Origin of the sequence: Sorangium sp. So ce834 (assembly GCF_051521425.1) — a bacterium.
GTDB classification, from domain to species: Bacteria; Myxococcota_A; Polyangia; order Polyangiales; family Polyangiaceae; genus Sorangium; species Sorangium cellulosum_D.
Genome location: NZ_CP150351.1, coordinates 8726397 through 8747641 on the forward strand (window position 1 = coordinate 8726397; position 21245 = coordinate 8747641).

Annotated in this window: 13 protein-coding genes; 8 read left to right on the forward strand and 5 right to left on the reverse strand. The window is 71.8% G+C overall.

Annotated features, from left to right (window positions below; all coding sequences use genetic code 11):
• Nucleotides 1-20 precede the first annotated feature (20 nt).
• The 4 genes from WMF20_RS31780 to WMF20_RS31795 all read left to right on the forward strand — a co-directional run bounded on the left by WMF20_RS31780 (nt 21) and on the right by WMF20_RS31795 (nt 4460).
• Nucleotides 21-1088: a fibrinogen-like YCDxxxxGGGW domain-containing protein gene (locus WMF20_RS31780; protein ID WP_437605615.1), complete on the forward strand. Its 1068-nt coding sequence runs from the start codon at nt 21-23 to the stop codon at nt 1086-1088.
• Nucleotides 1089-1158: 70 nt separating this feature from the next.
• Complete coding sequence (locus WMF20_RS31785) at nt 1159-1680, forward strand: hypothetical protein (RefSeq protein WP_437605616.1); 522 nt, start codon at nt 1159-1161, stop codon at nt 1678-1680.
• Between the two features lie 26 nt (nt 1681-1706).
• Nucleotides 1707-2342, forward strand: coding sequence for a hypothetical protein (locus WMF20_RS31790; RefSeq protein WP_437605617.1), 636 nt, complete (start codon nt 1707-1709; stop codon nt 2340-2342).
• Between the two features lie 96 nt (nt 2343-2438).
• The gene (locus WMF20_RS31795) at nt 2439-4460 is read left to right on the forward strand and encodes a protein kinase domain-containing protein (protein WP_437605619.1); all 2022 of its coding nucleotides are present in this window, start codon (nt 2439-2441) and stop codon (nt 4458-4460) included.
• Between the two features lie 337 nt (nt 4461-4797).
• Here the strand turns inward: WMF20_RS31795 and WMF20_RS31800 are convergent, their stop codons facing one another.
• Complete coding sequence (locus WMF20_RS31800; protein ID WP_437605620.1) at nt 4798-5202, reverse strand: hypothetical protein; 405 nt, start codon at nt 5200-5202, stop codon at nt 4798-4800.
• On the reverse strand, nt 5141-5911 hold the full coding sequence (locus tag WMF20_RS31805; protein ID WP_437605621.1) for a hypothetical protein: 771 nt from the start codon (nt 5909-5911) through the stop codon (nt 5141-5143). The genes WMF20_RS31800 and WMF20_RS31805 overlap by 62 nt, the downstream gene beginning before the upstream one ends.
• Nucleotides 5912-6784: 873 nt before the next feature.
• Here WMF20_RS31805 and WMF20_RS31810 point away from each other — a divergent pair.
• Nucleotides 6785-7606, forward strand: coding sequence for a hypothetical protein (locus tag WMF20_RS31810; RefSeq protein WP_437605622.1), 822 nt, complete (start codon nt 6785-6787; stop codon nt 7604-7606).
• 496 nt (nt 7607-8102) lie between these two features.
• On the opposite strand, the gene WMF20_RS31815 is transcribed toward WMF20_RS31810, so the two are convergent.
• Entirely contained in the window at nt 8103-9029 is a 927-nt protein-coding gene (locus tag WMF20_RS31815) for a hypothetical protein (RefSeq protein ID WP_437605623.1), read from the reverse strand.
• Between the two features lie 172 nt (nt 9030-9201).
• Nucleotides 9202-13179, reverse strand: coding sequence for a protein kinase domain-containing protein (locus tag WMF20_RS31820; RefSeq protein ID WP_437605624.1), 3978 nt, complete (start codon nt 13177-13179; stop codon nt 9202-9204).
• An 85-nt stretch (nt 13180-13264) separates the two neighbouring features.
• Between WMF20_RS31820 and WMF20_RS31825 the strand changes: the two genes are divergently transcribed.
• Complete coding sequence (locus tag WMF20_RS31825; protein ID WP_129577915.1) at nt 13265-14821, forward strand: serine/threonine-protein kinase; 1557 nt, start codon at nt 13265-13267, stop codon at nt 14819-14821.
• 52 nt (nt 14822-14873) lie between these two features.
• On the opposite strand, the gene WMF20_RS31830 is transcribed toward WMF20_RS31825, so the two are convergent.
• Entirely contained in the window at nt 14874-15935 is a 1062-nt protein-coding gene (locus WMF20_RS31830) for a class I SAM-dependent methyltransferase (protein WP_437605625.1), read from the reverse strand.
• A gap of 146 nt (nt 15936-16081) precedes the next feature.
• Between WMF20_RS31830 and cysS the strand changes: the two genes are divergently transcribed.
• Nucleotides 16082-17620 carry a cysteine--tRNA ligase gene (gene cysS / locus WMF20_RS31835; protein WP_437605626.1) on the forward strand — a complete coding sequence of 513 codons (1539 nt, stop codon included), beginning with the start codon at nt 16082-16084 and terminating at the stop codon, nt 17618-17620.
• A gap of 1060 nt (nt 17621-18680) precedes the next feature.
• The gene (locus WMF20_RS31840) at nt 18681-21188 is read left to right on the forward strand and encodes a LamG-like jellyroll fold domain-containing protein (protein WP_437605627.1); all 2508 of its coding nucleotides are present in this window, start codon (nt 18681-18683) and stop codon (nt 21186-21188) included.
• Nucleotides 21189-21245 lie beyond the last annotated feature (57 nt).

Below are 21245 nucleotides of genomic sequence, written 5' to 3' on the forward strand. Positions count from 1 at the left end.
AATCCCCCCGAAATCGCATCGTGCTCGGCAAACGTCCGGTCGCAGGCGCCTGCTGCGCGGCCGTCGTGTGGCTCGCCGCCGCGCCGGCCTGCACGACGAAGGTGCGGAGGTTCGGGGAGGACGGCGCCGGAGGCGGCGCGGGCGGCGCCACGGCGAGCGCCGGCGAGGGCGGCTCGACGGCGAGCGCCGGCGGCGCCTCGGCGAGCAGCGGCGGCGGGCCGTGCGAGCCCGGGACCCAGAACGGCTGTTACAGCGGAGGGCGCGACACGCTGAACCGCGGCGTCTGCCGCGGCGGCGTGAGGACCTGCGACGAGGACGGGAACGGATACGGTCCCTGCGACGGAGAGGTGTTGCCAGCGTCCGAGCGCTGCGACACCGCCGAGGACGAGGACTGCGACGGTGTGATCAACCAGGGGTGCACCTACGCCCGGTGCGCCGATGTTCCCCCCGGCCAGCCGAGCGGCGTGGTCCTCCTCGATCTGGACGGGGCCGGCCCAGAGCCGGAGTTCCCGGTCTACTGCGACGTGACGAGGGACGGCGGCGGCTGGGCGCTCGTCTACAACAGCGTCGGCTCCGACGCGGGCGCGACGCTCCCTTTCTGGAACATCCCTTACGCCGAGCGGCTCGGGACCCGGGGAGAGCCGGCCATCTCGCAGAACTATTACCGGGGCTCGCTCTACTTCGTGGGTCGAGAGTACCGCGACGAGATCGAGGATATCGAGGGGACCGTCAAGGTGGTCATGCGCGCGACCGCCCAAGGCATCGACTCGGCGACCATGAAGCTCCTGCGCCCCGAGCACGTCTCCGGGAACGCCGACATCTACGTCTCGCAGTTCCTCTCCGGGTGGTCGTCACAGGACCACGACGGCGACCCCGACCCGGGGAACTGCGCGCTCCAGAACCAGAGCGTCACGCAGCACTACGCGCAGTGCTGGGAATACAACCTCGGCGCGGACGGGGACGAGCCGCGGGACGACGGCGGCTGGGGCCCCCACCTCGGGACCCACCTCGCGGACCGGCTCGGGCTCGCCAGCGACGACACAAGATTTACGCGCGTTCGGCGAATCTCTCGCTGGACGCGGTGGTGAGCCGACCTCCGGGCGTACCTCCGCGGATTTGGTGACAGTTTCCGGGCGGCTCGAGTATGCTGCCCCGGCCATGCGCTTCTATGCACTGTGTTTGCTCATGCTCTTCGCGGGCCTCTGCCTGGCGAGCTGCTGGAACAGCGGCGCCTGCGTCGAGGGAGAGGCGTGCGAGTGCTTCAACGGCGACGACTGTTACCTCGGCTGCGACGGTGACTTCTGCGACCAGCGCTGCTTCCAGATGGTCCACTGCGGCGCCGTCTGCGAGCACGGGTGCTCGTTCGAGTGCTTCGACGTCAACGACTGCTCGGCCTCCTGCGGCGACGACTGCGATCTCAACTGCCATAACACCGCGTCGTGCGGCGCCATCTGCGACCGCGGCTGCCGGTACGAGTGCCACGACACGAGCCGGTGCGGCGTCAGCGTCGGGTCGAGCAGCGTCGTGACCTGCCGGAACGTGGCGACCTGCGAGATCGAGTGCCGGGGTTCGTGCCATGTGTTCTGCGAGAACGTGAGCGGCGAGTGCCGCGTCCGCTGCCCCGACGGCGAGGCCGCGGTCAGCTGCCCGGACGGCTCGCGCGCGTGCGGCGGATGCTGAGGAGACGGAGACCCATGCAGAGAGCGATGACATCGCAGCTTCGCGCGCCGCGCCTCCTGGCCGCCGCGCTCTCGTTCGCGGCGCTGACCGTCGGATGGGCCGAGGTCGGGGAAGCGCAGATGACGATCAAGCGCCCCGGGGATCGCACGGATTACAAGGTGGAGCTCGAGCCGCACCTGCTCTTCGCGCCGTTCGAGCCGCTGGGCCCGGGCGTCGGGACCGGCGTCGGCGCGGGCTTCCGCGCCACCATCGATATCGTGCCCGACGGCTTCATCAAGCGCATCAACGACTCGGTGGGGCTCGGCTTCGGCATCGACGGCGTCCACTACGCGGGCAACGGGAATTACCGCGGCGACTGCACGCGCTTCGAGAACGGGCCTGCGGGCACGCGCATCTGCACCGAGGTCGACGCGTACGGGGACGCGTCGAACTACGTGTTCGGCTCGGTCGTGATGCAGTGGAACTTCTGGCTTCACCGGCGGTGGTCGGTCTTCGGCGAGCCGGGGCTGTCGTTCTATCTCGGCGACCTGGGGCGCGCCCCGTACCCCGGGGTCTCGCCGGTGGTCTTCATCGGAGGGCGCTTTCACTTCACCGAGAACGTGACGCTCACGATGCGCCTCGGGTACCCCGCGTTCTCGCTCGGCGTGTCGTTCCTCCTGTGAGGTGCGCCGCCGGGAGGCGCGGGCGCCCGCCCCCTCCCGGCCCCCGGCGCTGCGCCCCTTCCCCGCGGCGCCGGCCGACCTGATATCCTGCGCCGCATGCCGGAGACGCCGCGATCCGAAGAGCCGCTCGGCTCGGCCGAAGAGCCGCTCGGCTCGGCCTACATCGAGGAGCTCACGGAGGGGAAGGTCGGAGCGCCGGCCGCCGTGCCGCTGGAGGAGCTCTCGAGCTCGGCGCTGGCCGAGGACATCGAGGCGGCGGCCGCCGCCGGCGGCGCGGGCGGCGACGCGCTGGTCGGGAGCCTGATCTCGGGGCGGTACCGCGTCGACGCGCTGATCGGCGAGGGCGGGATGGGCGCCGTCTACCGGGGCGAGCAGGTGCACCTCCGCAAGCGGGTCGCCATCAAGGTGCTCAGGCCGCTCGCCCGGCGGATGCCGGAGCTCGTGGCCCGGTTCGAGCGCGAGGCCGTCGCGGGCGCCCACATCCGGCACCCGAACGTGGTCGCGGCCATCGACTTCGGTCAGCTGGACGACGCGTCGTTCTTCCTCGTCCTCGAGTACGTCGAGGGCACGCCGCTCAAGGACGTGATCGCGGAGGGGCGGCTACCGCCCGCGCGGGCGCTCCGCATCGCGCGCCAGATCGCGTCGGCGCTCTCGGCGACGCACGAGAAGGGCATCGTCCACCGCGACGTGAAGCCGCTGAACGTCCTGCTCGACGCGCACGATCAGGTCCGGCTCATCGATTTCGGGCTGGCGAAGGTGAATGTCGATCTCCTGTCCAGCCAGAGCCGGAAGACGGCGAGCCCGACCCCGGCCCTCACGAGCGCCGGCGAGGTGTTCGGCACGCTCGCGTACCTGGCGCCGGAGGCGCTGCGCGGGATGGACGCGGTGGACGCGCGCGCGGACCTGTATGCGCTCGGGCTCGTGCTCTACGAGATGCTCACCGGACATCACCCCTTCGACACGAAAAACATCGTGGCGCGGCTCAAGCAGCAGGGCGCGGCGGGGCCGCCGTCCCTCCGCGTGCGCGCGCCGGATCTGGTCGTGCCCTACGAGGTCGAGCAGGCCGTGGCGCGGCTCATGGAGCACGACGCGTCGTTCCGCTACCAGACGGCGGCCGATGCGGTCGCGGCGCTCGACGAGGCGCTGGCGGCGATCGCGCGGGCGGCGGCGCACGCCGCGCAGGGAGCGCACGCCGCGCAGGCCGGGCCGGGTGCGCAGCCCGCGCCGCGAGCGCCAGCCGCGCAGGCCGCGCAGGCGGCGGCGGGGGCGCCGGCGACGCCGCCCGCGCAAGGCGCCCCCAAGGCCCAGGCGCCGCCGGCCTGGTCAGGCCCCCGGAAGACGCTGCTCGCCCACGCGCACCGCCGACCCGCGCCCTCGGCGGGCTGGGTGCCCCTCGCGGTGGCGCTGGTCGCCGTGGCGGCGCTCGCGATCGGCGGCGCGATCTGGCTCGTCCTCCGGCAGCCGAAGCCGACCGCGGAGGCGCCCGCGGCGGCCGCCGTGGTCACCCCGCCCGCGCCGGCAGCGCCAGCGCCGGCAGCGCCGGCGAGCGCGCCGCCCGAGGACGACGACCGGGGCGCCGCCGCGCTGCGCGCGCAGCTCGGCAAGGCGGTGGCGACCAGGAACTGGGTGCTCGGCGCGCAGTCGATGCTGGCCCTGGCCGAGGCCGACCCGGAGCTCGTCCTGAGCCGGGGCCTGCGCGAAGAGGTCGTCTCCACGGTGGCGGGCATCGCGTTCGAGGAGGACAACCCGGCGGCGGACAAGGTCTTCGACCTGCTCACGAACCGGCTCGGCACCGGCGGGCTGGACGTGCTGCTCGACATCGTGCGCGCCCGGGGGGGCACGAAGGCGGCCCGGCGCGCCAGCGAGATCCTGGCGCGGCCCGAGGTGATGGCGCGCGCGACCCCCGCGCTCCGCATCACGTTCGCGTTCCGCAAGGCCACGTGCAACGGCAAGCGGGCGCTGTTCGGCCGCGCCGCGGCCGAGGGGGACGAGCGCACGCTCTTCGAGCTCCAGGTGCTGCACGGCGCCCGGTGCAGGCGGAACGACCCGTGCTGCTTCCGCGAGGACAAGGCGATCGCCGACGCCATCCAGCAGCTGAAGGAGCGCCTCGGGACATAGCGAGTCCGCGCGGCGAGCCTAGAGTGACAAACGGGTTGAAACCGCTCGAAAGAGCAGAAATGCAAACCGCCAACGCGCCAAGGACGCCAAGATCTCGTTCTCTTCTTGACGTCCTTGGCGGTTCATTTCTCGGTCGAGCGCCTTGGCGCTGAACCGCGGGCACGTAGAGCCCGTCGGTTCCAGCGCCTTGTTGGGCGGCGCTGCAAGCGAACCCTTCGGATCACGAACTCGCGAAGCTCGCCGATTTCATGCTGCTCCTCTACGAGACGGCTTCCGAGCCGCGCGCGATCTCTCGGCGATCGAAGCCTCTTCGAAGTCCGCATGCGTCATACGCGGATCATGCAGCGAGCTCACGGATCTCAAGGAGGCGCGCCCTCACATCCTTGTGTGCGAGGAAATCGAGAACCTTGTTTTCCAGTTCCCCGACGTCACTGCACTCGGGGCGCTCGATGTCGAAGAGATCGAGGGTCACGGGGAAGCCGTCCGGCGGCACGTAGGCTCGGAATAGCACGTCTCGGAGCTTGACCTTGTCGACGTACACTACGAAGTTGTATTGCTGCCCGTAATTGACGCGGTGGCCTGCCTCGACGTGCACCCGCACGGTGTCCGCCGTGAAGGAGGCCTCCACAGCCTCAGCCAGCTCGCGGAGCTTTCCGACCGCCTGCCTGAACCGATCCAGGTCATCCCCCGCCCCTTCCTTCAGCAGCTCTGCGACCTTCTTCTTCAGCTCGTCCTTGTCCATGGCCAGCCTCTGTGCGTACGAGAAACTTCGCGGTCAGGGGGAAGTGATCCGACGCGCCGCGCGCTACACGTCCAATGAAGCTCCACCGCGTCGGTCGCCGGTCACCATCGGGCAGGTGGTGCCCGATGGTGTCGTCGAAGGCGTACTCGATCGTGCCCTCCTGCAGCACGACCGGGCCGCCGGCGATCGCCCGCTCGGTTACTAGCAATTGGTCGAACACGACCGAGACCGGACGCTCCTTGTCATAGTAATCGAGCGTGGTCCTCGGCCGGGAGGCTCGGTACGCAGCCCCGCGCGCGACCGCGACCTCGCAATAATCGGGCTCGGTGATGAAACGCCACGCGGTGTTGTAGAGCCTCGGGTAGACGAGCGGGCGGAAGTACCGGCCCGCCTGGAGGCCGGGCTTGCCGAACGGTTTCTCGAAGGGCTGGGCGTTGAAGTCTCCGACGACGATGGCGCAGGTGTCGGCACCATTCTGCGCCAGCCACGTGGAAAGCGCCTCCGCGGTGTTCACGCGATCAGTCTCCGCTTCCGCGGCTCTGGACTGGCCCACCTCGATCTTGCTCCGCCAGTGGTTCACGACGAAAAAGAACGGCTCGCTCCGCTCGCCGAGCACACAGCGGGCGACGATGAAGCGCGGGCGACAGAAGGAGCTGTCTGGGTACTTGGTGACGAGGTGGAGCGACGCGAAGCGCTCCTTACGGGCCAAGATGGCGAGCCCAGTGTGAGCGTAGGCGGTGTTCCGGCACGGCTCCCAGACGAGGAGGGGGCATCGCGAGCCGACAGACGAGCTCGTTCACGATCCCGTCCGAGTGGATCTCCGCCAGTCCGACGAGGTCCGGCCCTTCTCCACCGAAGAGGCTCTTCAGGACCTGAGCAATCCTGGCGACCTTGGCGTCCCGCTCCCCCATGCTCGCGGGAGCGCGGGCGTGACCGAGCCTCGGCTCGAAGAGGTTGTCGACGTTCCAAAACGCGACCTTGAGGTCCGGCACGGCGCTCCGCGGAGCATACAGGAGCCGTCTCTGGAACGCCACCACCCCGTCGCCGCCCGCCTCGGGCACCGATCCGGAGAGGAGCGCCTACGCGCTCCTCTCTCCGTACGGCGCTACGGATCGGCACTACCACTTCCGCCCGCCCAACAACGCGATCGGTCTTCGCCAAACGAGGTGTCGACGTGCTTGAGGCTGCGGTAGCGCTCTGCTCGGAGGGTCGTCAGCTTCATGGATGGCTCGTCGGCGCGCGTTGCCGGCGTACGTTATGCCCGTTTTCCCGCTCGGGCAAGAGCGGCCACGACATCGCCTCGGGGGCCGGAACCGAGGCGCCGGGGTCTGCATGCCGCGGCGGCGTGCTCGCCCGCGCGCAGCGCCGAGGGTCGGGGTCGGGTCCGTCGGCGCGTGCCCGCGCGCCTCGAGGCAGAGGAGGCCAGCAGATCCCGGCTGGCTCGCGCACCGTGCCGACGGGCGCAGCGGCCCCTCCCCGGTCGGGGTCGAGCACGCGGCGGCGCCCAGGTACGAAAAACGCTTGAACGAGCCGCCGGTCTCCCCGGTAAACTGTCCCTTCGGGGGAGGGGGAAAGAGGACACATGGCCAGATACGGGTATAGCTTCGTCCCCGACAGGGGATTCAGCGCCTTCTCGCGCGATCTGGGTGAGGGCGCGTGGAAAGACGTCTCCATCAAGAAGTACGACACGCCCGATCGCATGCCGCCGCAGCTCATGGAGGCGCCGCGGCCCGTCGCGTGGAAGCTCCGCGCCACCTGGTGCATCGCCGCGCTCGACGAGGTGCTCGGCATCGCCTCGGCCAGCGAGCTCGCCACGCTCGACGCCGAGTGGGACGCGGCGCAGCGCGCGCTGCACCACTTCGTCGCCTCGGCCGAAGAGGGCGAGGACGCGGCGGTCCGCGAGGCGGCAACCCGGGTCCGCGCGGTCATGCTCAAGGGCAACGGCACCGAGCAGACCCGCCTCGGGTACGACGCCGAGGTCGACTTCGGGCGCTCCCAGGCGGCGGCTGCGAAACGAACGATGGAGGCCGACCTCAAGAAGATCGGCGCCGGTGCGCACCTCAAGCGTATCGAGAAGGCCACCGAAGCGCTCGCCAGGGGCATCGGCCGAGGCGGCGGGGAGAAGCGGCTGGGGACGCGGGCGAAGCGGCTGCGCGCGGCCATCAGCGGGTGTGTGACGGCGTTCAACGCCATCCATGACGAGATCACGTGGCTCCTCGCGCACACCGCGCCCGGCGTGCAGCGGCAGCAGCTCGAAGCGCTCCATGCTCCCTTTCTCGCGCTGCTCGAGCGCTATCCGCCCCCCGCGCGCTCGGGCACGAGAGATAACGGCGAAGGAGAAGAGGAACTCGCCATGGAGGAGCCCGCGGACGACGAGGAGGAGCCGGCGAGCGCCCCGCCCTGAGCGCAGGCTCCGTCCGAAGGGAGATCATCGCGGCGTGCACCGCCGCCCGGCACCCGCCTGTCCTGCCCGATCAGGACGCCTTCGGGCCGCCACCCCGTCCAGCTTGGAGCTCGCTGGCAGCTGCCGTTCCCAGCCCGGCGCGACCCGTCCGCTGCCCTCCTCAGCCCCGACGTGACCCGTCCGCTGCCCTCCTCAGCCCCGACGTGACCCGTCCGCTGCCCTTCCCAGCCCCGACGTGACCCGTCCGCTGCCCTTCCCAGCCCCGACGTGACCCGTCCGCTGCCCTTCCCAGCCCGGACGCCACTTGTCCGCTGCCCTCCCCAGCGCGGACGTCACTTGTCCACTGCCCTTCCCAGCCCGGCCATGATCCGTCCGCTGTCCCTCCCAGCCCGGACGCGATGTTCCTCCCCCCAAGATCCCCAGCGGGGACGGCGGCATGGCTCCCCGCGCCGGGCACATGCGCGGGGCGAGCTCCCCTCCCGCCCGCCGGCGCCGGTCAGAGCAGGCCGCATCCTGGGTAGAGCGGGAGGAGATCGGCGTCGCGTAGCTGGGTCCGGATCGTCTCCGCGTAGCTTGGTCCGAGGATCGGCCCGAGCAGCGGCCCGAGCAGCGGCCCGAGCAGCGGCCCGAGCAGCGGGAGCGTGCGGCACGTCTTGTTGCCGGCAGTGTCCTCCGTGCAGGCCAGGTCGCAGAGCCCGACGAAGGCGATCCCGCACGTCGGCACATGACCGCAGAGCCTGTCCAGCTCGAGGATGCTGAGATCGAGCGGGCAGCTCAACGAGATCCTCGAGAGCTCCCCCGTCAGATCGGGATCGATGCAGGCAAACCCGGCAATGGGCCCGGAAAGGAAAGCGTTGCCGAACATCGTGGCGTCCCGCACGATGAAATCGAGAAAGGGCTCCTCGTCCGGAGAGCACTCGAGGGCCGGATGGCCGCCCCTCAGCAGGATATCCACATGGGCGCCGGAGCCGTTCAGGTGCTGAAAGATGCACGCCGACACCCAGCGCTGCTCCGAGACGTTGAGAGCACGACCTGTCCAGTTCGGCGCAAACCCAAAGGAGCCGTAATACGCCTCGCCGTTCGGCGCGTAGACGACCTGATCCTCGGACAGCGCGCAGCGCACCGTATAGTCGAGCACGCTCCTCCCGCCTGCGGTGCCGAGCAGCGGCGTCGCGACCAGGACGCCGCCGGCGCCGGCGAGCGCAGCGCCGCCGAGCGCCCGGAACGCCGCGCGGTTCTCCTGCGCCCAGAAGTGCGCGGGCGCCAGGCCGTTCGCGCCGATGGGCACCACGGTGCGAGGCCTCAGCGGCGCCTCCGCCGTCTCGGCCGTTTCGACCGGCTCGACGTCGGATGGACCGATGCACCCCGCCATGAGCGCACAAGCGCCGAGGACACCAACTGCGACGAAGCGAGTCGAGGACATTCCGCTCTCCTCCTGGGCGATTACAGCGGCAGACATAAGACCACAAGCACCGTTTTCTCAATCCAACACTATTTCATTTTCCAGGAAGACGCGCAATACTGAAAACCGGTATACACTGCGTGCACGGATAGCCACGCTCGCCCGAGCGCGGCGCGGGACATGGCTTGTCGAATCAGGCTGGCAGGGTTGGACGAACGTCCGTTCGCGACGCCTCCTCCAGCCTGCGCTCCAGCTCGCCGAAGCGGGACAGCCACATGGGGCTATCGCCGCGCCGCTCCCGCGCGGTCGCGAGCGCCTCCTCGGCCTCCGCGGTGTGTCCTCGACGAAGCGCCGTCCGAGCACGCCAGTAGAGGAGCAGCAGCGTGATCTCGACGAAGGGCTGATCCTTCGCGAGCTGGATCGCCTCGCTCCACGAGGGCGACGGCGAGCTCACCGGCCGGAGCCCGACCTCGGAGAGCACGAGCTTCAGCAAGGTGTAGTCGGAGACCTCGCCCGGCCCGACGACGCAGCAGCGCTCTATCCACTGGGCGAGCTGGCTGGCCTGCTCGTACTCGTCGAGCACCAGGTGAATCTGCGCGAGCAGGATCGCCGTGTGCGGCACGGGGCGCTCCGAGGCCTGCTCTTCCAGCCACCGGGCGCGCCGCGCGAGCGCGAGCGCCTCACGCTGCCTGTCGCTCCAGTGAAGCAGCACGGCGACGTTGTACGAAGCCATCTTCTCGAGCCACGGATTGCCGATCTCGCGCGCGAGATCGACCGCGCGGCGGAGGTCGTCGACCGCGCCCGGCAGCGACCACCTCCAGGCCCACAGCGCGATGCGGTTGATGTACGCGGCGCAGAGGTGGAACCGGTCGCCGGCCGCCGTGAGCAGGGCGATGAGATCCCCGAACGCCCGCTCGGCCTCCTCGCGGCGGCCCGCCGACGCGAGCTGGAACGACAGCATGATGAGGGCGAGCACGCGCGCGTCGTAGTCGCCCGACGCCCCGGCCTGCTCGGCGCAGTCGGTGAGCTCCGCGATCGACGCCTCGAGCTTCCCCCGCCGCCACGAGGTCCGGCCCTCGGCGACCCGGAGGAGCAGCGCGAGCTCCGGCGAGCGCGCCGCGTCGACGAGCGGCCGCGCCTCGTCCACCCGGCGCGCCGACGCCTCGAAGTCGAAGTCCCAGTCGAGCGCGGTCGCGTCCTCGAGCAGGAGGCTCGCCCTCTGGTGGGCGTCGCCGAGCGCCTCGGCCAGCGCGAGCGCCTCGCCGAAGTCGCGGCGCGCCTCCTTCAGGCGGCACATGCGGTACCGGCTCCTGCCGCGCCCCGCGAGCGCGCGCACGCGCCGGCGCGCGTCGCCCGGCCCGGCGACCTGGAGCGCGGCGCCGTAGCGCTGGTCCGCCTCGACGACGTGGTGCCGCGCGGACGCGAGATCGCCGAGCGCGAGGTAGGCGTCGGCGGCCTCGGCGCACTCGCCGCTCGCGGCCGCGTGGCGCGCGAGCGCGCGGAGCCCGTCGGTCGAGCCGGCCGCCACCTGCGCGCGCCAGTAGGCGAGGGCGCTCAGGTGGATCTCGGCGCGGTGCGCCGGGTCGAGCATCTCGTAGACCGCCTCCTGGAAGATCGCGTTCTGGAAGGCGTGGCGGTCGTCCGCGCCGCCGCCGCCCTCGCTGTCGCGCTGCAGGATCCGCCGCTCGACGAGCGCCGACAGCCCGAAGCCCGCGTCGACCATGGGGCCGGCGCCGCCCGCGCGCTCCAGGCCGTCCAGCACCGCCTCGAGCTCGGCGCGATCGAACGACATGCCGAGCGCCGAGCAGACCCGGGCGCACGCGGCGAGCTCCGCCGGCAGCTCGTCGAGCTGCCGCGCCGCGAGCCACTGCCACGCCGGCGCGGGCGGCAGCGCCTCGACCTCCGCGGTCGCGAGGTAGAAGCCGCCGCCGGCGCGCCGGCGCACGACGCCCGCGTGCTTGAGGGAACGGACGATCTGGCGCAGGCAGTCCGGGTTGCCCCCCGCCCAGTCGGCCAGGCGGCGGAGGGTCTCGGCGGGCGGGAACTCGGCGGGCAGGAGCAGCCGCGACGCGAGGTCCATCGCCGCCTCCTCCGCGAGCGGCGCGAGCGTCACGCGGGTGTGGCGCTGGTTGCGCTGGCCCCAGCTGGGGCGGGCCTGCTCGAAGCGAGGGCGCGCGCTCACGACCGCCCAGAGCAGGACGCCCTCGCCGTCGAGCGTGGCGTACTCCAGGGCGTCGAGCAGCACGTCGTCCGCCTGGTCGGCGTCGTCGAGGATGACGGCGAGCGGGCCGCGGCGCGCCCGCTGGCGGAGCGCCTCGGCGAGCGCCAGCATCAGGCCGTGGCGGGCCGCGCCGGACAGCCGTCCGCCCCCCGGGTCCGCCCAGCCGAGCGCCGCCGCGACCGCCTCCCACGTCGCGCCGCCGAGCGCCTCGCCGAGCCGCGCCACGCAGAAGCCCCGCGGATCGTCGGGGGTGCCGTCGGGCGCGTCGAGGGCGACGCGCAGGAGCGCGCGCACCGCCTGCGCGGCGCCGCCGTGGATGGGGTGGAGCGCGCGCACCACCACCACGCGCACGTCCGGGACCGGCACGCCGGCGATGCAGGCGGCCTCGGCCGTGAGCCGCGTCTTGCCGAGGCCGGCGTCGCCGATCAGCGTGAACAGGCCGGGGCACGCCCCGTCGAAGGCCTCGGTCGCGCTGCCCGCCAGCGCCGAGAGCACGTCGTCGCGGCCGAGCAGCGGCGGCTCGCCCAGGCTCTCCGGATCGTCCGGCGGCGTGGGGGCGAGCTCCTCCTCGGGCAGCGCGCGCTGGAACTCCTCGGTCATCACGAGGCCCCGCCACGGCTCGGGGGGGAGCCACGTCTCGGGGCGCTCGACCGGGGAGCCGTAGGCCGCGTGCATGCCGCCGGAGACCCGGCGCAGGCGCACGCTGGCGAGGTGCAGCGCCACGCGCGCGCCGCTGCGCTCCCCGATCTCGCGCGCCGCGGCGAGGGCGGCGCGGGCCGGGTCGTGGACGTCCCGAGCGGAGAACACGGCGAGGCAGCGCTGCCCCCGCTGCCGCGCGACGAACCCCCGGCGGCTGCCGACCGCCGCGATCACCGGCCCGGCGCCGGCCTCGGCGAGGAGCAGCGCGACCGGCTGGCGCCCCTCGGCGGCGGCCGTCGCGACGCCGTCGCCCGGCCGCGACGACCGCGGCCCGGAGCGCCGCGACGACGGCGGCGGCGGGAGGGTGTCGCCGGCCGGGCGCGCGCGCAGGGCGTGCAGGGTGCGCCGGAGCGCGGCGGCGCTGTCCGGGCGGCGGCTCGGGTCCTTGGCGAGGCAGGCGAGCGTGAGCTCCTCGAGCCCCTCGGGGACGTCCGCGAGGTCGCTCGGGCGCGGGGGGCGCAGCGCCAGGTGGCCGTGCTCGACGGCGTCCTCGTTCCCGACGAACGGCGGGCGCAGGGTGAGCAGCTCGAACAGGATGACGCCGAACGCGTAGATGTCGGCGCGTGCGTCGATCCGCGCGGCGTCGCCCCGGAGCTGCTCCGGGGCCATGTACTCCGGCGTCCCCACGACGTCGCCGGCGCGCGTCGCGCGGACCGACGATGCCGGCTGGTCGTCGCCCTGGGCGAGCTTCGCGAGGCCGAGATCGAGCAGCACGGCGCGGCCGCTCGAGCGGAGCAGGAAGAGGTTCTCCGGCTTGAGATCGCGGTGGACGACGCCGCGCGCGTGCGCCGCCTCGAGCACCGCGAGGATCGCGTCCGCGCGCCCGGCGGCGCGGTCCGGGTCGAGCGGGGCGCGGAGCGCGGCGAGCTCGTCGGCGAGGGTCCGGCCGAAGAGCCGCTCCATCGCGAGGTACGGCCGGCCGTCGGCGAGCTCGCCTTGCGCGTACAGCTGCGCGACGTGGGGCACCCCCACGCGCTCGAGGAGCGCGGCCTCGCGCCGGAACCGCTCGCGGAGGCTCGCCGCCGCCTGCCGCGCCACCTTGATGGCCGCCGGCGCGCCGTCGTCGTCCCGCTCCGCGGCCCACACGTCCGAGAAGCCGCCGCGCCCGAGCGGACCGAGCACCGAAAAGCCGCCGACCGCGGGCGCCGCGCCTGCCACGGGGTGGTGCTCTCCGGGCGGCGGCGTGAAGCCGTCCCTGGCGCACGGCGCGCCATCGGCGAGCCGCCCGTGACATACGGCGCAGCGGTGCATGATCGGCTCGATTTCAGGCAGCCGACGGTCGCGTTGGACACCGGCTGACGCCTACAGTAACGCAGGAAGTCGACGGCTGTCATGTATGAAGACCTCCTCTCAAAACGATGAGCCGTCCCCCGCCAGGCCGGCGGCGGACGCGCCCGTCGCAGGCGCGACGGCGGCCGGAACGGCGCCGACCTGGGACCAGCGCACGCTCGATACGCGCGATCGGGAGGGCGACGGCGTGGGCATCCCCATCGCCGCGGCGCCGCGGGCGGGCGAGTACCTCCTCGACGGGGTGATCGCCGAGGGCGGGTTCGGCGTCGTCTACCGCGCGGTGCACGCGACGAGCGGGGCGCCGGCGGCGGTCAAGATCATGCACGCCGAGCTCATCTCGCGCACCGACGTGGTGCTCCGCTTCCAGCGCGAGGTCGACGCGATCGGGCGGATCCGGCACCCGAGCGTCGTCGAGATCCTCGACGTCGGGCAGCTCGAGGACGGGCGGCCCTACTACGCGATGGAGCTGCTGCAGGGCAGGAGCCTCGAGCAGCACCTGTTCTCGCGCGGCCGGCTCCCGGCCGACGAGGCGCTCGCGATCCTCGATCCGCTCTGCAGCGCGCTCGCCGCGGTCCACGCGCTCGGGATCATCCACCGGGACGTGAAGCCCTCGAACGTGATCCTGTGCGAGCAGGGCGGCGGGCTCCGGGTGGTGCTGCTCGACTTCGGCATCGCGAAGCTGCTCGGCACGACGGATCTCTCGCTCACGTCGTCGCGGCACGTCGTGGGGACCCCGGCGTTCATGTCGCCCGAGCAGCTCCTGAACCGGCCGGTCGACATGCGGACCGACGTCTACGCGCTCGGCGCGCTGCTCTACACGATGATCGCGGGCGCCATGCCCTTCTCGGCGAGCGCGTACCCGGTGCTGCGCCACCTGCACCTCCACCAGGCGCCGCCGCGCCCGAGCCTGCACGCGCCGGTCGACCCGGCGTTCGACGACATCGTCGTGCGGGCGATGAGCAAGGACCCCGCGGGCCGCCACCCGGACGTCACCGCGTTCCTGGAGGACGTGCGGGCCGCGACGGCGCGGGTCCTCCGCACCGACGCGAAGGAGGCGGGGCGCATCCGCCGCCTCGCGATCGGGATGCTCGTCGAGGTCCTCGCCGAGAGCCGGGCGCTCGAGGCGCCGACCGACTCCTTCCTGACCGATTTCGAGGCGGTGCTCCCGGAGGCGATGGCCGAGCTCGCGACCGCGGGGTTCTCGCCGCTCGCGGTCACGAGCACCAGCGTGCTGCTCTCGGCGGGCTGGCCGCGCGACGAGCGCGGCGCCGAGGAGGCGCGCCGCCGCGCGATCGCGGCCGCGCTCGCGCTGTACGAGCGGATCGCCGGGCCGGACCGGCGCGACCTGCGGGTCGGCGTGCGCTTCTGCCTCCACGCCGGCGACGTGGTGGTCACCGAGGACGGCTCGGTGGTGGGCGGGAACGTGCTCGAGCTCTCCTCGTGCCTCCCGGAGACGGCGGCGGCGGGCGTCTACGCGTCGCCGGCCATGCTGGACGGCCTCGGCTTCGCGTCGCACCGGGCCACGGGGGCCCCGGGCGCCGCGATCCCGATGCGCCGCGTGGCCGCGCGGCCGCCCTCGGACGGCGCCGCGGCGCCCGCGTAGCGGCGGGCCGGCGCGGCGCTCGAGGCGCGGGCGGGGGCTGCGCGGGCGGGGGTCAGCGGGCGGGCTTCACGAACTTGAGGGTCATCCGGTCGCTCTCGCCGATGGCGGCGTAGCGCGCGCGGTCCTTGTCGCCGAGCCGGAAGTTCGGCGGCAGGGTCCAGACCCCTTCCGGATAGTCCTTCGTGTCCTTCGGATTGGCGTTCACCTCGGACTTTGTCGCGAGCTTGAAGCCGGCCGACTCGACCTTCTGGATCACCCACGCTTCCGGGAGGTATCCCTGCTTGGCGCTCTCGTCGGGGTTCGCGTCGGGCTTGGCGCGGTGCTGCACGATGCCGAAGACGCCGCCCGGCTTGAGCGCCTTGAACGCCTCGGCGACGTAGGTGTCGAATTTGCCGTTCCGATGCCAGCCGTGCGCCTCGCGGATGGCGAGGACGAGGTCGGCCTTGCCGTCGATTCCGAGCTTCGGGTCGTCGCGGTCGATCACGACGACATCGACCTTGCCGAACAGGTCGGGCGATTTCTCGAGCATGCGCTTCACCCGCTTGCCATAGAGGGTGTTGCGCGACTCCGCAGGGCCGTTCGGGTCGAAGGCGGTGATGACGAGCTTGCCCTTCTTGGCGAGCACGGGCGCGAGCAGCTCGGTGTACCAGCCCTCCCCTGCCCCGAGCTCGACGACGGTGCTCGTCGGCTTGAGGCCGAAGAACTCCAGGGTCTCGACGGGGTGGCGGGCCGCGTCCCGCTCGGCGTTGCCCGGGGCGCGGTGCTTGCTCTTGAGCGCAGCGCGCAGCGCCGCGCCGGCGCTCGGGTGATTGGCCGCGACGAGCGCCTTCACCTCGGCCTTGAGCGCGTCGTCGAACCGCGCGGCCTCCTGGTCGGCCTTGGCTTCCATGGCCTTCGTGTCCTCGGCGAGCTTGGCCAGCTCCGCCTTCTTCTTCTCCTCTGCCGGGTCCACCTGGGGCGGGGCCGCCGCCTCAGGCTGCGCGGCCGGCTCGGCGGCCGGCGCCTGAGGCGGCGGCGGAGGCGGCGGGGCGGTCTCGACGGGCGGCGGATTTGACGCGCAGGCGGCGAGCGCGCCGGTGAGGACGAACAGCAAGGTCCTTGAAGTGATGTGCATGCGCGCCTGCGTAGATCGAAGACAGGACGGCCGCAAGCGTGCGGAAAACCACGGGAACGGCGGCGATGTTCCGCGTTGACCGGGCGGCAGCGCCAGGGTAGCGTACGCGGTCCGGGGGGCAGCTCGCACATTCACGCAGGTGGCCGATGCCGCTCAAGGTCCATAACACGCTCACGAGGAAGAAGGAGCCATTCGTCTCCGCCCAGCCGAAGATCGTGCGCATCTACACATGCGGTCTCACGGTCTACGCGCCGATGCACATCGGTCACGCGCGCACCTACTGCTTCTGGGACGTCTTCCGCCGCTACCTCGAGTACCGCGGCTATCACGTGCTGAGCATCATCAACTACACGGACATCGACGACCGCATCATGCAGCGCGCGAACGAGCGCGAGGGCGCCGTCGACGTCGCCGAGCGGAACATCGCGGCGTTCCGGCGCGACTGCCGCAAGCTCCACATCAAGGACTACGCCGTCTACACGCGCGCCACCGACTTCGTCGACGAGCAGGTCGACATGGTGAAGCGGCTCATCGAGAAGGGCCACGCGTACTCGGTGAACGGCGAGGTCTTCTACGAGGTCGCCACGTGCCCCTCCTACGGCGAGCTCTCGGGGCGCAAGGTCGACGAGCAGGAGGTCGGCGCGAGCGGCCGCGTCGAGGAGGACTTCGCGCGGAAGCGGCACCCGGCGGACTTCAGCCTCTGGAAGCCGACCTCCCCGGGCCAGCCGAGCTGGCCGACCGGAGAGGGCGCGTGGCCGACGGGGCGCCCCGGCTGGCACATCGAGTGCTCGGCGATGAGCACGGCGCTGCTCGGCGACCATTTCGACGTCCACGGGGGCGGAATCGACAACATGTTCCCGCACCACGAGAACGAGATCGCGCAGAGCGAGCCGCTCTGCGGGAGGCCGTGGGTGCGCTACTGGCTGCACCCCGAGCACCTCGATCTCAAGGAGGTGAAGATGTCGAAGAGCCTCGGGAACGTCATCTCCATCGAGGAGCTCCTGTCCCGGCACGGCCACGACGAGGCGCGGTGGTTCTTCGTGACGCACCATTACCGGTGCAAGCTCCCGTTCGGCTGGGATCTGCTCCAGCAGAGCGCCCAGGGCTACGCGCGCATCAAGAAGCTCGCGGCGGTCCTCGCCGAGAAGCTGCGCGGCGCGGGGGAGGAGCCGCTCGCGGCGGGCGCGTATGCGTCGCAGCGGCCCGAGGAGGAGCGGTTCCCGAGGATGCGCCACCAGTACGTCCACGGCCGGTTCAAGGAGCACACCGAGCGGTTCATCGCGCGCTTCATCGAGGCGATGGACGACGACCTGAACACGCCGAACGCGGTGGCGGCGTTCTTCGATTACGTGAGCGCGCTCTATTCGGCGGGGATCGAGCAGTGCGACGACCGCGCGTCGCTGCTCGCGGTGTACCGGGCGGTGGCGCGCCACCTCTGGGTCTTCGGGGTGGAGATCGCCGAGCCGGCGCTCTATCCGGCGCTCGCGGCCGACTACGCGGTCGCCCCTTCCGAGAGCGCGGCGGGGCGCGGGGGCGACGCCGCCGTCGACCGGCTGATCGCGATGCGCCAGGCCGCGCGGAAGGCGAAGGATTTCGCCAAGGCGGACGCCATCCGCAACCTGCTTGCCGAGGCCGGCGTCGTCCTCGAAGACACCCCCACCGGTCCCCGCTGGTCCTCATCCTGAGGAGCTCTCCCGCTTCGGAGACGGGCCCATCTCGACGTTTTCGGTGCTCGGCGTACAAGAGTACGCCTCCGCGCCGAAAACGCCGATCTGGGCCCGTCTCCTGTGCGGGAGAGCTCCGCTGACGTGGTTCAGAGATGAGGGGGCGAGGCCCGTCTCCTGGGCGAGAAGGCTCCGCTGACGTGGGTCAGAGATGAGGGACGAGGCCCGTCTCGTGGGCGAGAAGGCTCCGCTGACGTGGGTCAGAGATGAGGGGCGAGGCCCGTCTCCTGGGCGAGAAGGCTCCGCTGACGTGTAGCAGAGATTGGGGGTGAGGTTGTAGAGGGGGATGCGGCGGAAACTTGCCGGGATTCGAAACGAACCCCGCGGCCGCCGCCAGAGAACGACGAGCTGCGGCCGCGGCGACATAAGGCCGACCAACCGTCGGGGTGCCGAGGGGGCAAGCCCCCCTTATAGGAGCTGGGACGGCCGGCCCGCTGCTTATCGACGCCCCCTCCTTATAAGAGAGAGACGGCGGCGCGGGACGATGCTCGGAGAGCGCGGCGCAATGCATTGGGGCGGCGCAATGCATTGAGGCGGCGCGGCGCGGCATATAGAAGCGGGGGACGGCGCGAGGGCGGAACGCGGCGCGACGGGCGTTCCAGCGCGTAACGGGGCGACGGACGGCAGAGACGCGGCGTTCGGGACGAAGTGCGACGGGCGCGCGGCACCAAAGAGGAGCTTTATCGTCGACGCGGCGAAACGGCGCACGATGAGGACGCGTTGGAAGCGTGCTTGTCTGACCTCGAGCCCCCGCCTGACATCGTAAAAATGGTGTGCCAGATGTGCCAGCGTCGGCCTCCCGCGACATGGCCAGGCACGCTCGGATCGACGCGACAAGGGAGAAATCGCGGTCCAGCAGCGGGCATATCGATTGCCAAAGAGCCAAGGGGCGCTCCGCACCAGCGCCCAAGCCCGAACAGCCCGGTCGGGTCTGACCATCGCCTGCTCGCGTCAACAGCCGCAGATCGCGCTGCGGCCGGACCACGCTCGTGCAGTCAACTCTTACCCAACGAGAACGCAGATGCGGAACCTCTCCTTCGGCTTCGCCCATCCTCTCGCAATCAAAACCAGCTCGGCTGCGGTCCTCGCCCTGCTCGCCTCGGGCGCCGCCGCATGCGGAAGCTATGGCGTCGATGAAGGCTCGCTCGGCAACGCAGAGCTGGCGCTCGACGAGGCGGAAGGCGTCACGATCGCCGTCAGCGTCAGCGTCGGCAGCACCGGCGTCGGCGGCGGCAGCAGCACCGGCGGCACCGGCGGCACCGGCGGAATCAGCACCGGCACCAGCAGCAGCAGCAGCACCGGCGTCGGCGGGGGCACCGGCGGCGGCCCCGTCGATCCACCCCCGGTCGGGCCTCCGGCCGTCGGATTCTGGCAGTTCGACGACTGCAGCGGCGCGACGACGGATCTGATCGATTCGTCAGGCAACGACGCGACCGCCACCCGCTCGGCCAGCGCCGCCTGCGCTCAGGGCATCAGCGGCCTCGCCATCGCGTTCGACCAGAAGAAAGACACCGTCAGCGCCGACGACGATCCGCGCTTCACCTTCGGAAAGAACCTCGCGGTCGCAGCGTGGGTCAAGCCGACCTCGGTGTCCGGGTCGACGCTGCAGACGATCGCGACGGAGCGGGACGGCGGAGACACGAGCTTCTCGCTCGGCATCCGCAACGACGAGGCGCGGTTCGCCGTGACCCTCACCGACGGCCGGACCATCACCTCCCGCGCCCCCATCGAGGCCAATGTGTGGACGCACGTGGCAGGCATCTACGACGGCAGGTTCGTGCGGCTGTTCCTGAACGGCGAGCAGGTCGGCCAGATCAGCGCCACCGGCACGATCCGCGACGTCAACGCGCCGATCCACGTCGGCGGCAACCCGCAGAAACAGCAGCGCTTCACAGGCCTGATCGACGAGGTCTGGCTCTCCGCCAGCCGGACGACCGGGAGCGAGATCGCCCAGCTCTCCTGCCTCCGGCGCCCCGGGACGATCACCGTCACCCCGGCGAGCAGCGGGCCGGTCGCCCCGAACACGCCGGTGGCGTACCAGGTCGCCGTCGCCAACAACGATGTCGGCGCGTGCGTCCCAGGGGACTACGCCCTCCAGATCTTCAGCCCGTCGCCAGGCATCAACGTCTCCGCGGGTACCACGTTCGTCCCCGGCGTCCCGCCCGGGAGCACGGCGAACTTCGCGGTCACCGTGAGCGGCACCGAGGACGCGGATCCCGGCGTCCACGAGATCCCCTTCGACGTGCTCAACTTCAGCTCGCCCGAGTTCCTCGTCGGCTCAGGCGCCCTCGACTTCGAGCTCGCCGCCCCCACGGGCTGCTTCGTCCGGACGAGCCGCGAGATCTTCGTGAAAAACCTCAGCGTGGTCGAGGATCCCATCCGCACGACGTTCAATGGCCCGCCGGAAGACCCCCGGACGGGCGCGTGGACGTTCGCCCGCCTCATGGAGGACATGGCCCCCACGCCCGCCGACGCGCCGGCCATGGTCGAGCAGATGTTCAATACCTGGCTGACCGACCAGGTCGTGAACGGCTTCACGGTGCCGGCCCGCCCGACCATTCAGCAGGTCGTGCTCGACGAGTGGCCGAGGAGCCCCGACGGGTCGCTCGACCTGACGCAGGCGCCGCTCCTGCTGCTCGGCATCGTCAACAGGATCGACGTGCGGAACCTCGCCGAAGGTCACGCCGGCGAGGGGCGCTTCGTGTTCGGCGTCGTCAGCCAGGGCTTCCCGCAGCAGTTCACCATCATCCTGGAGTACAAGCTCCCGGCGTCGACCGAAGCCGACGTGCTCGACTGGGCGAACGACTGGCACGCCCTCGGCAGCCTGCCCTTCCCGTCCGAGGAGTACAACGCCGCCCTCCAGGCCATCACCACGCGGTTCGCGGGCCGGAACGCCGCGCCCGGCAGGCCGAACGGGAGCTCCCTCGGGCAGCTCCGCACGAACGAGATCGCGCTGGCAGCCCCGTGGGAGCTGCGCGAGTTCGTCCTCTCGGCCGAGACGGGCTTCCTGCGCCCGGAGACCGTGAAGCTGACGCCGGACATCGGCTTCGACGGCTCGGCCAGGCTCGCGGACTTCGTGAACCAGAACGAGGCGGCGATCCTCTTGGAGCAGCACACGGTGCCCGACACGTTCCAGGGGAGCCCGTTCCTCGGCGGCTCGTCGTTCAACAACCTGACGGCGTGGACGGCCCCGGGCATCCTCAACAACGAGGCGCGGCACAAGTTCTCGCTCAACACCTGCAACGGGTGCCACGGGGCCGATGAGACGGGGACCGGCTTCCTGCACGTGAACCCGAGGTCGCTCGGGAACGAGGCGACGCTGTCCGGCTTCATGACCGGCATCAACATGCCTGACCCGGTGACCGGCGAGCTGCGCTTCTTGAACGATCTGGGGCGCCGGAACCAGGACCTGAAGGCGCTGGTCTGCGAGCCCGCCCCGACCTTCGCAGGCGCCGCGACCGCGGGGCGAGCCGGCGCGGCCACGAGCCGATCGGCGTTCATCCGCCGCGGCATCGGGCGCGTCCACTGACGCGGCAGCGCGACGGGCGGCGGGCGCGGCCGGCGAGCCGCGCGCGCCGGCCCGGCG

Excerpts from the sequence above, each read along its gene's own strand:
- WMF20_RS31785 (WP_437605616.1), top strand. The coding sequence starts at position 1,159 with ATGCGCTTCTATGCACTGTGTTTGCTCATGCTCTTCGCGGGCCTCTGC.
- WMF20_RS31790 (WP_437605617.1), top strand. The coding sequence starts at position 1,707 with ATGACATCGCAGCTTCGCGCGCCGCGCCTCCTGGCCGCCGCGCTCTCG.
- WMF20_RS31795 (WP_437605619.1), top strand. The coding sequence starts at position 2,439 with ATGCCGGAGACGCCGCGATCCGAAGAGCCGCTCGGCTCGGCCGAAGAG.
- WMF20_RS31800 (WP_437605620.1), bottom strand. The coding sequence starts at position 5,202 with ATGGACAAGGACGAGCTGAAGAAGAAGGTCGCAGAGCTGCTGAAGGAA.
- WMF20_RS31810 (WP_437605622.1), top strand. The coding sequence starts at position 6,785 with ATGGCCAGATACGGGTATAGCTTCGTCCCCGACAGGGGATTCAGCGCC.
- WMF20_RS31815 (WP_437605623.1), bottom strand. The coding sequence starts at position 9,029 with ATGTCCTCGACTCGCTTCGTCGCAGTTGGTGTCCTCGGCGCTTGTGCG.
- WMF20_RS31820 (WP_437605624.1), bottom strand. The coding sequence starts at position 13,179 with ATGCACCGCTGCGCCGTATGTCACGGGCGGCTCGCCGATGGCGCGCCG.
- WMF20_RS31825 (WP_129577915.1), top strand. The coding sequence starts at position 13,265 with ATGAAGACCTCCTCTCAAAACGATGAGCCGTCCCCCGCCAGGCCGGCG.
- WMF20_RS31830 (WP_437605625.1), bottom strand. The coding sequence starts at position 15,935 with ATGCACATCACTTCAAGGACCTTGCTGTTCGTCCTCACCGGCGCGCTC.
- cysS (WP_437605626.1), top strand. The coding sequence starts at position 16,082 with ATGCCGCTCAAGGTCCATAACACGCTCACGAGGAAGAAGGAGCCATTC.
- WMF20_RS31840 (WP_437605627.1), top strand. The coding sequence starts at position 18,681 with ATGCGGAACCTCTCCTTCGGCTTCGCCCATCCTCTCGCAATCAAAACC.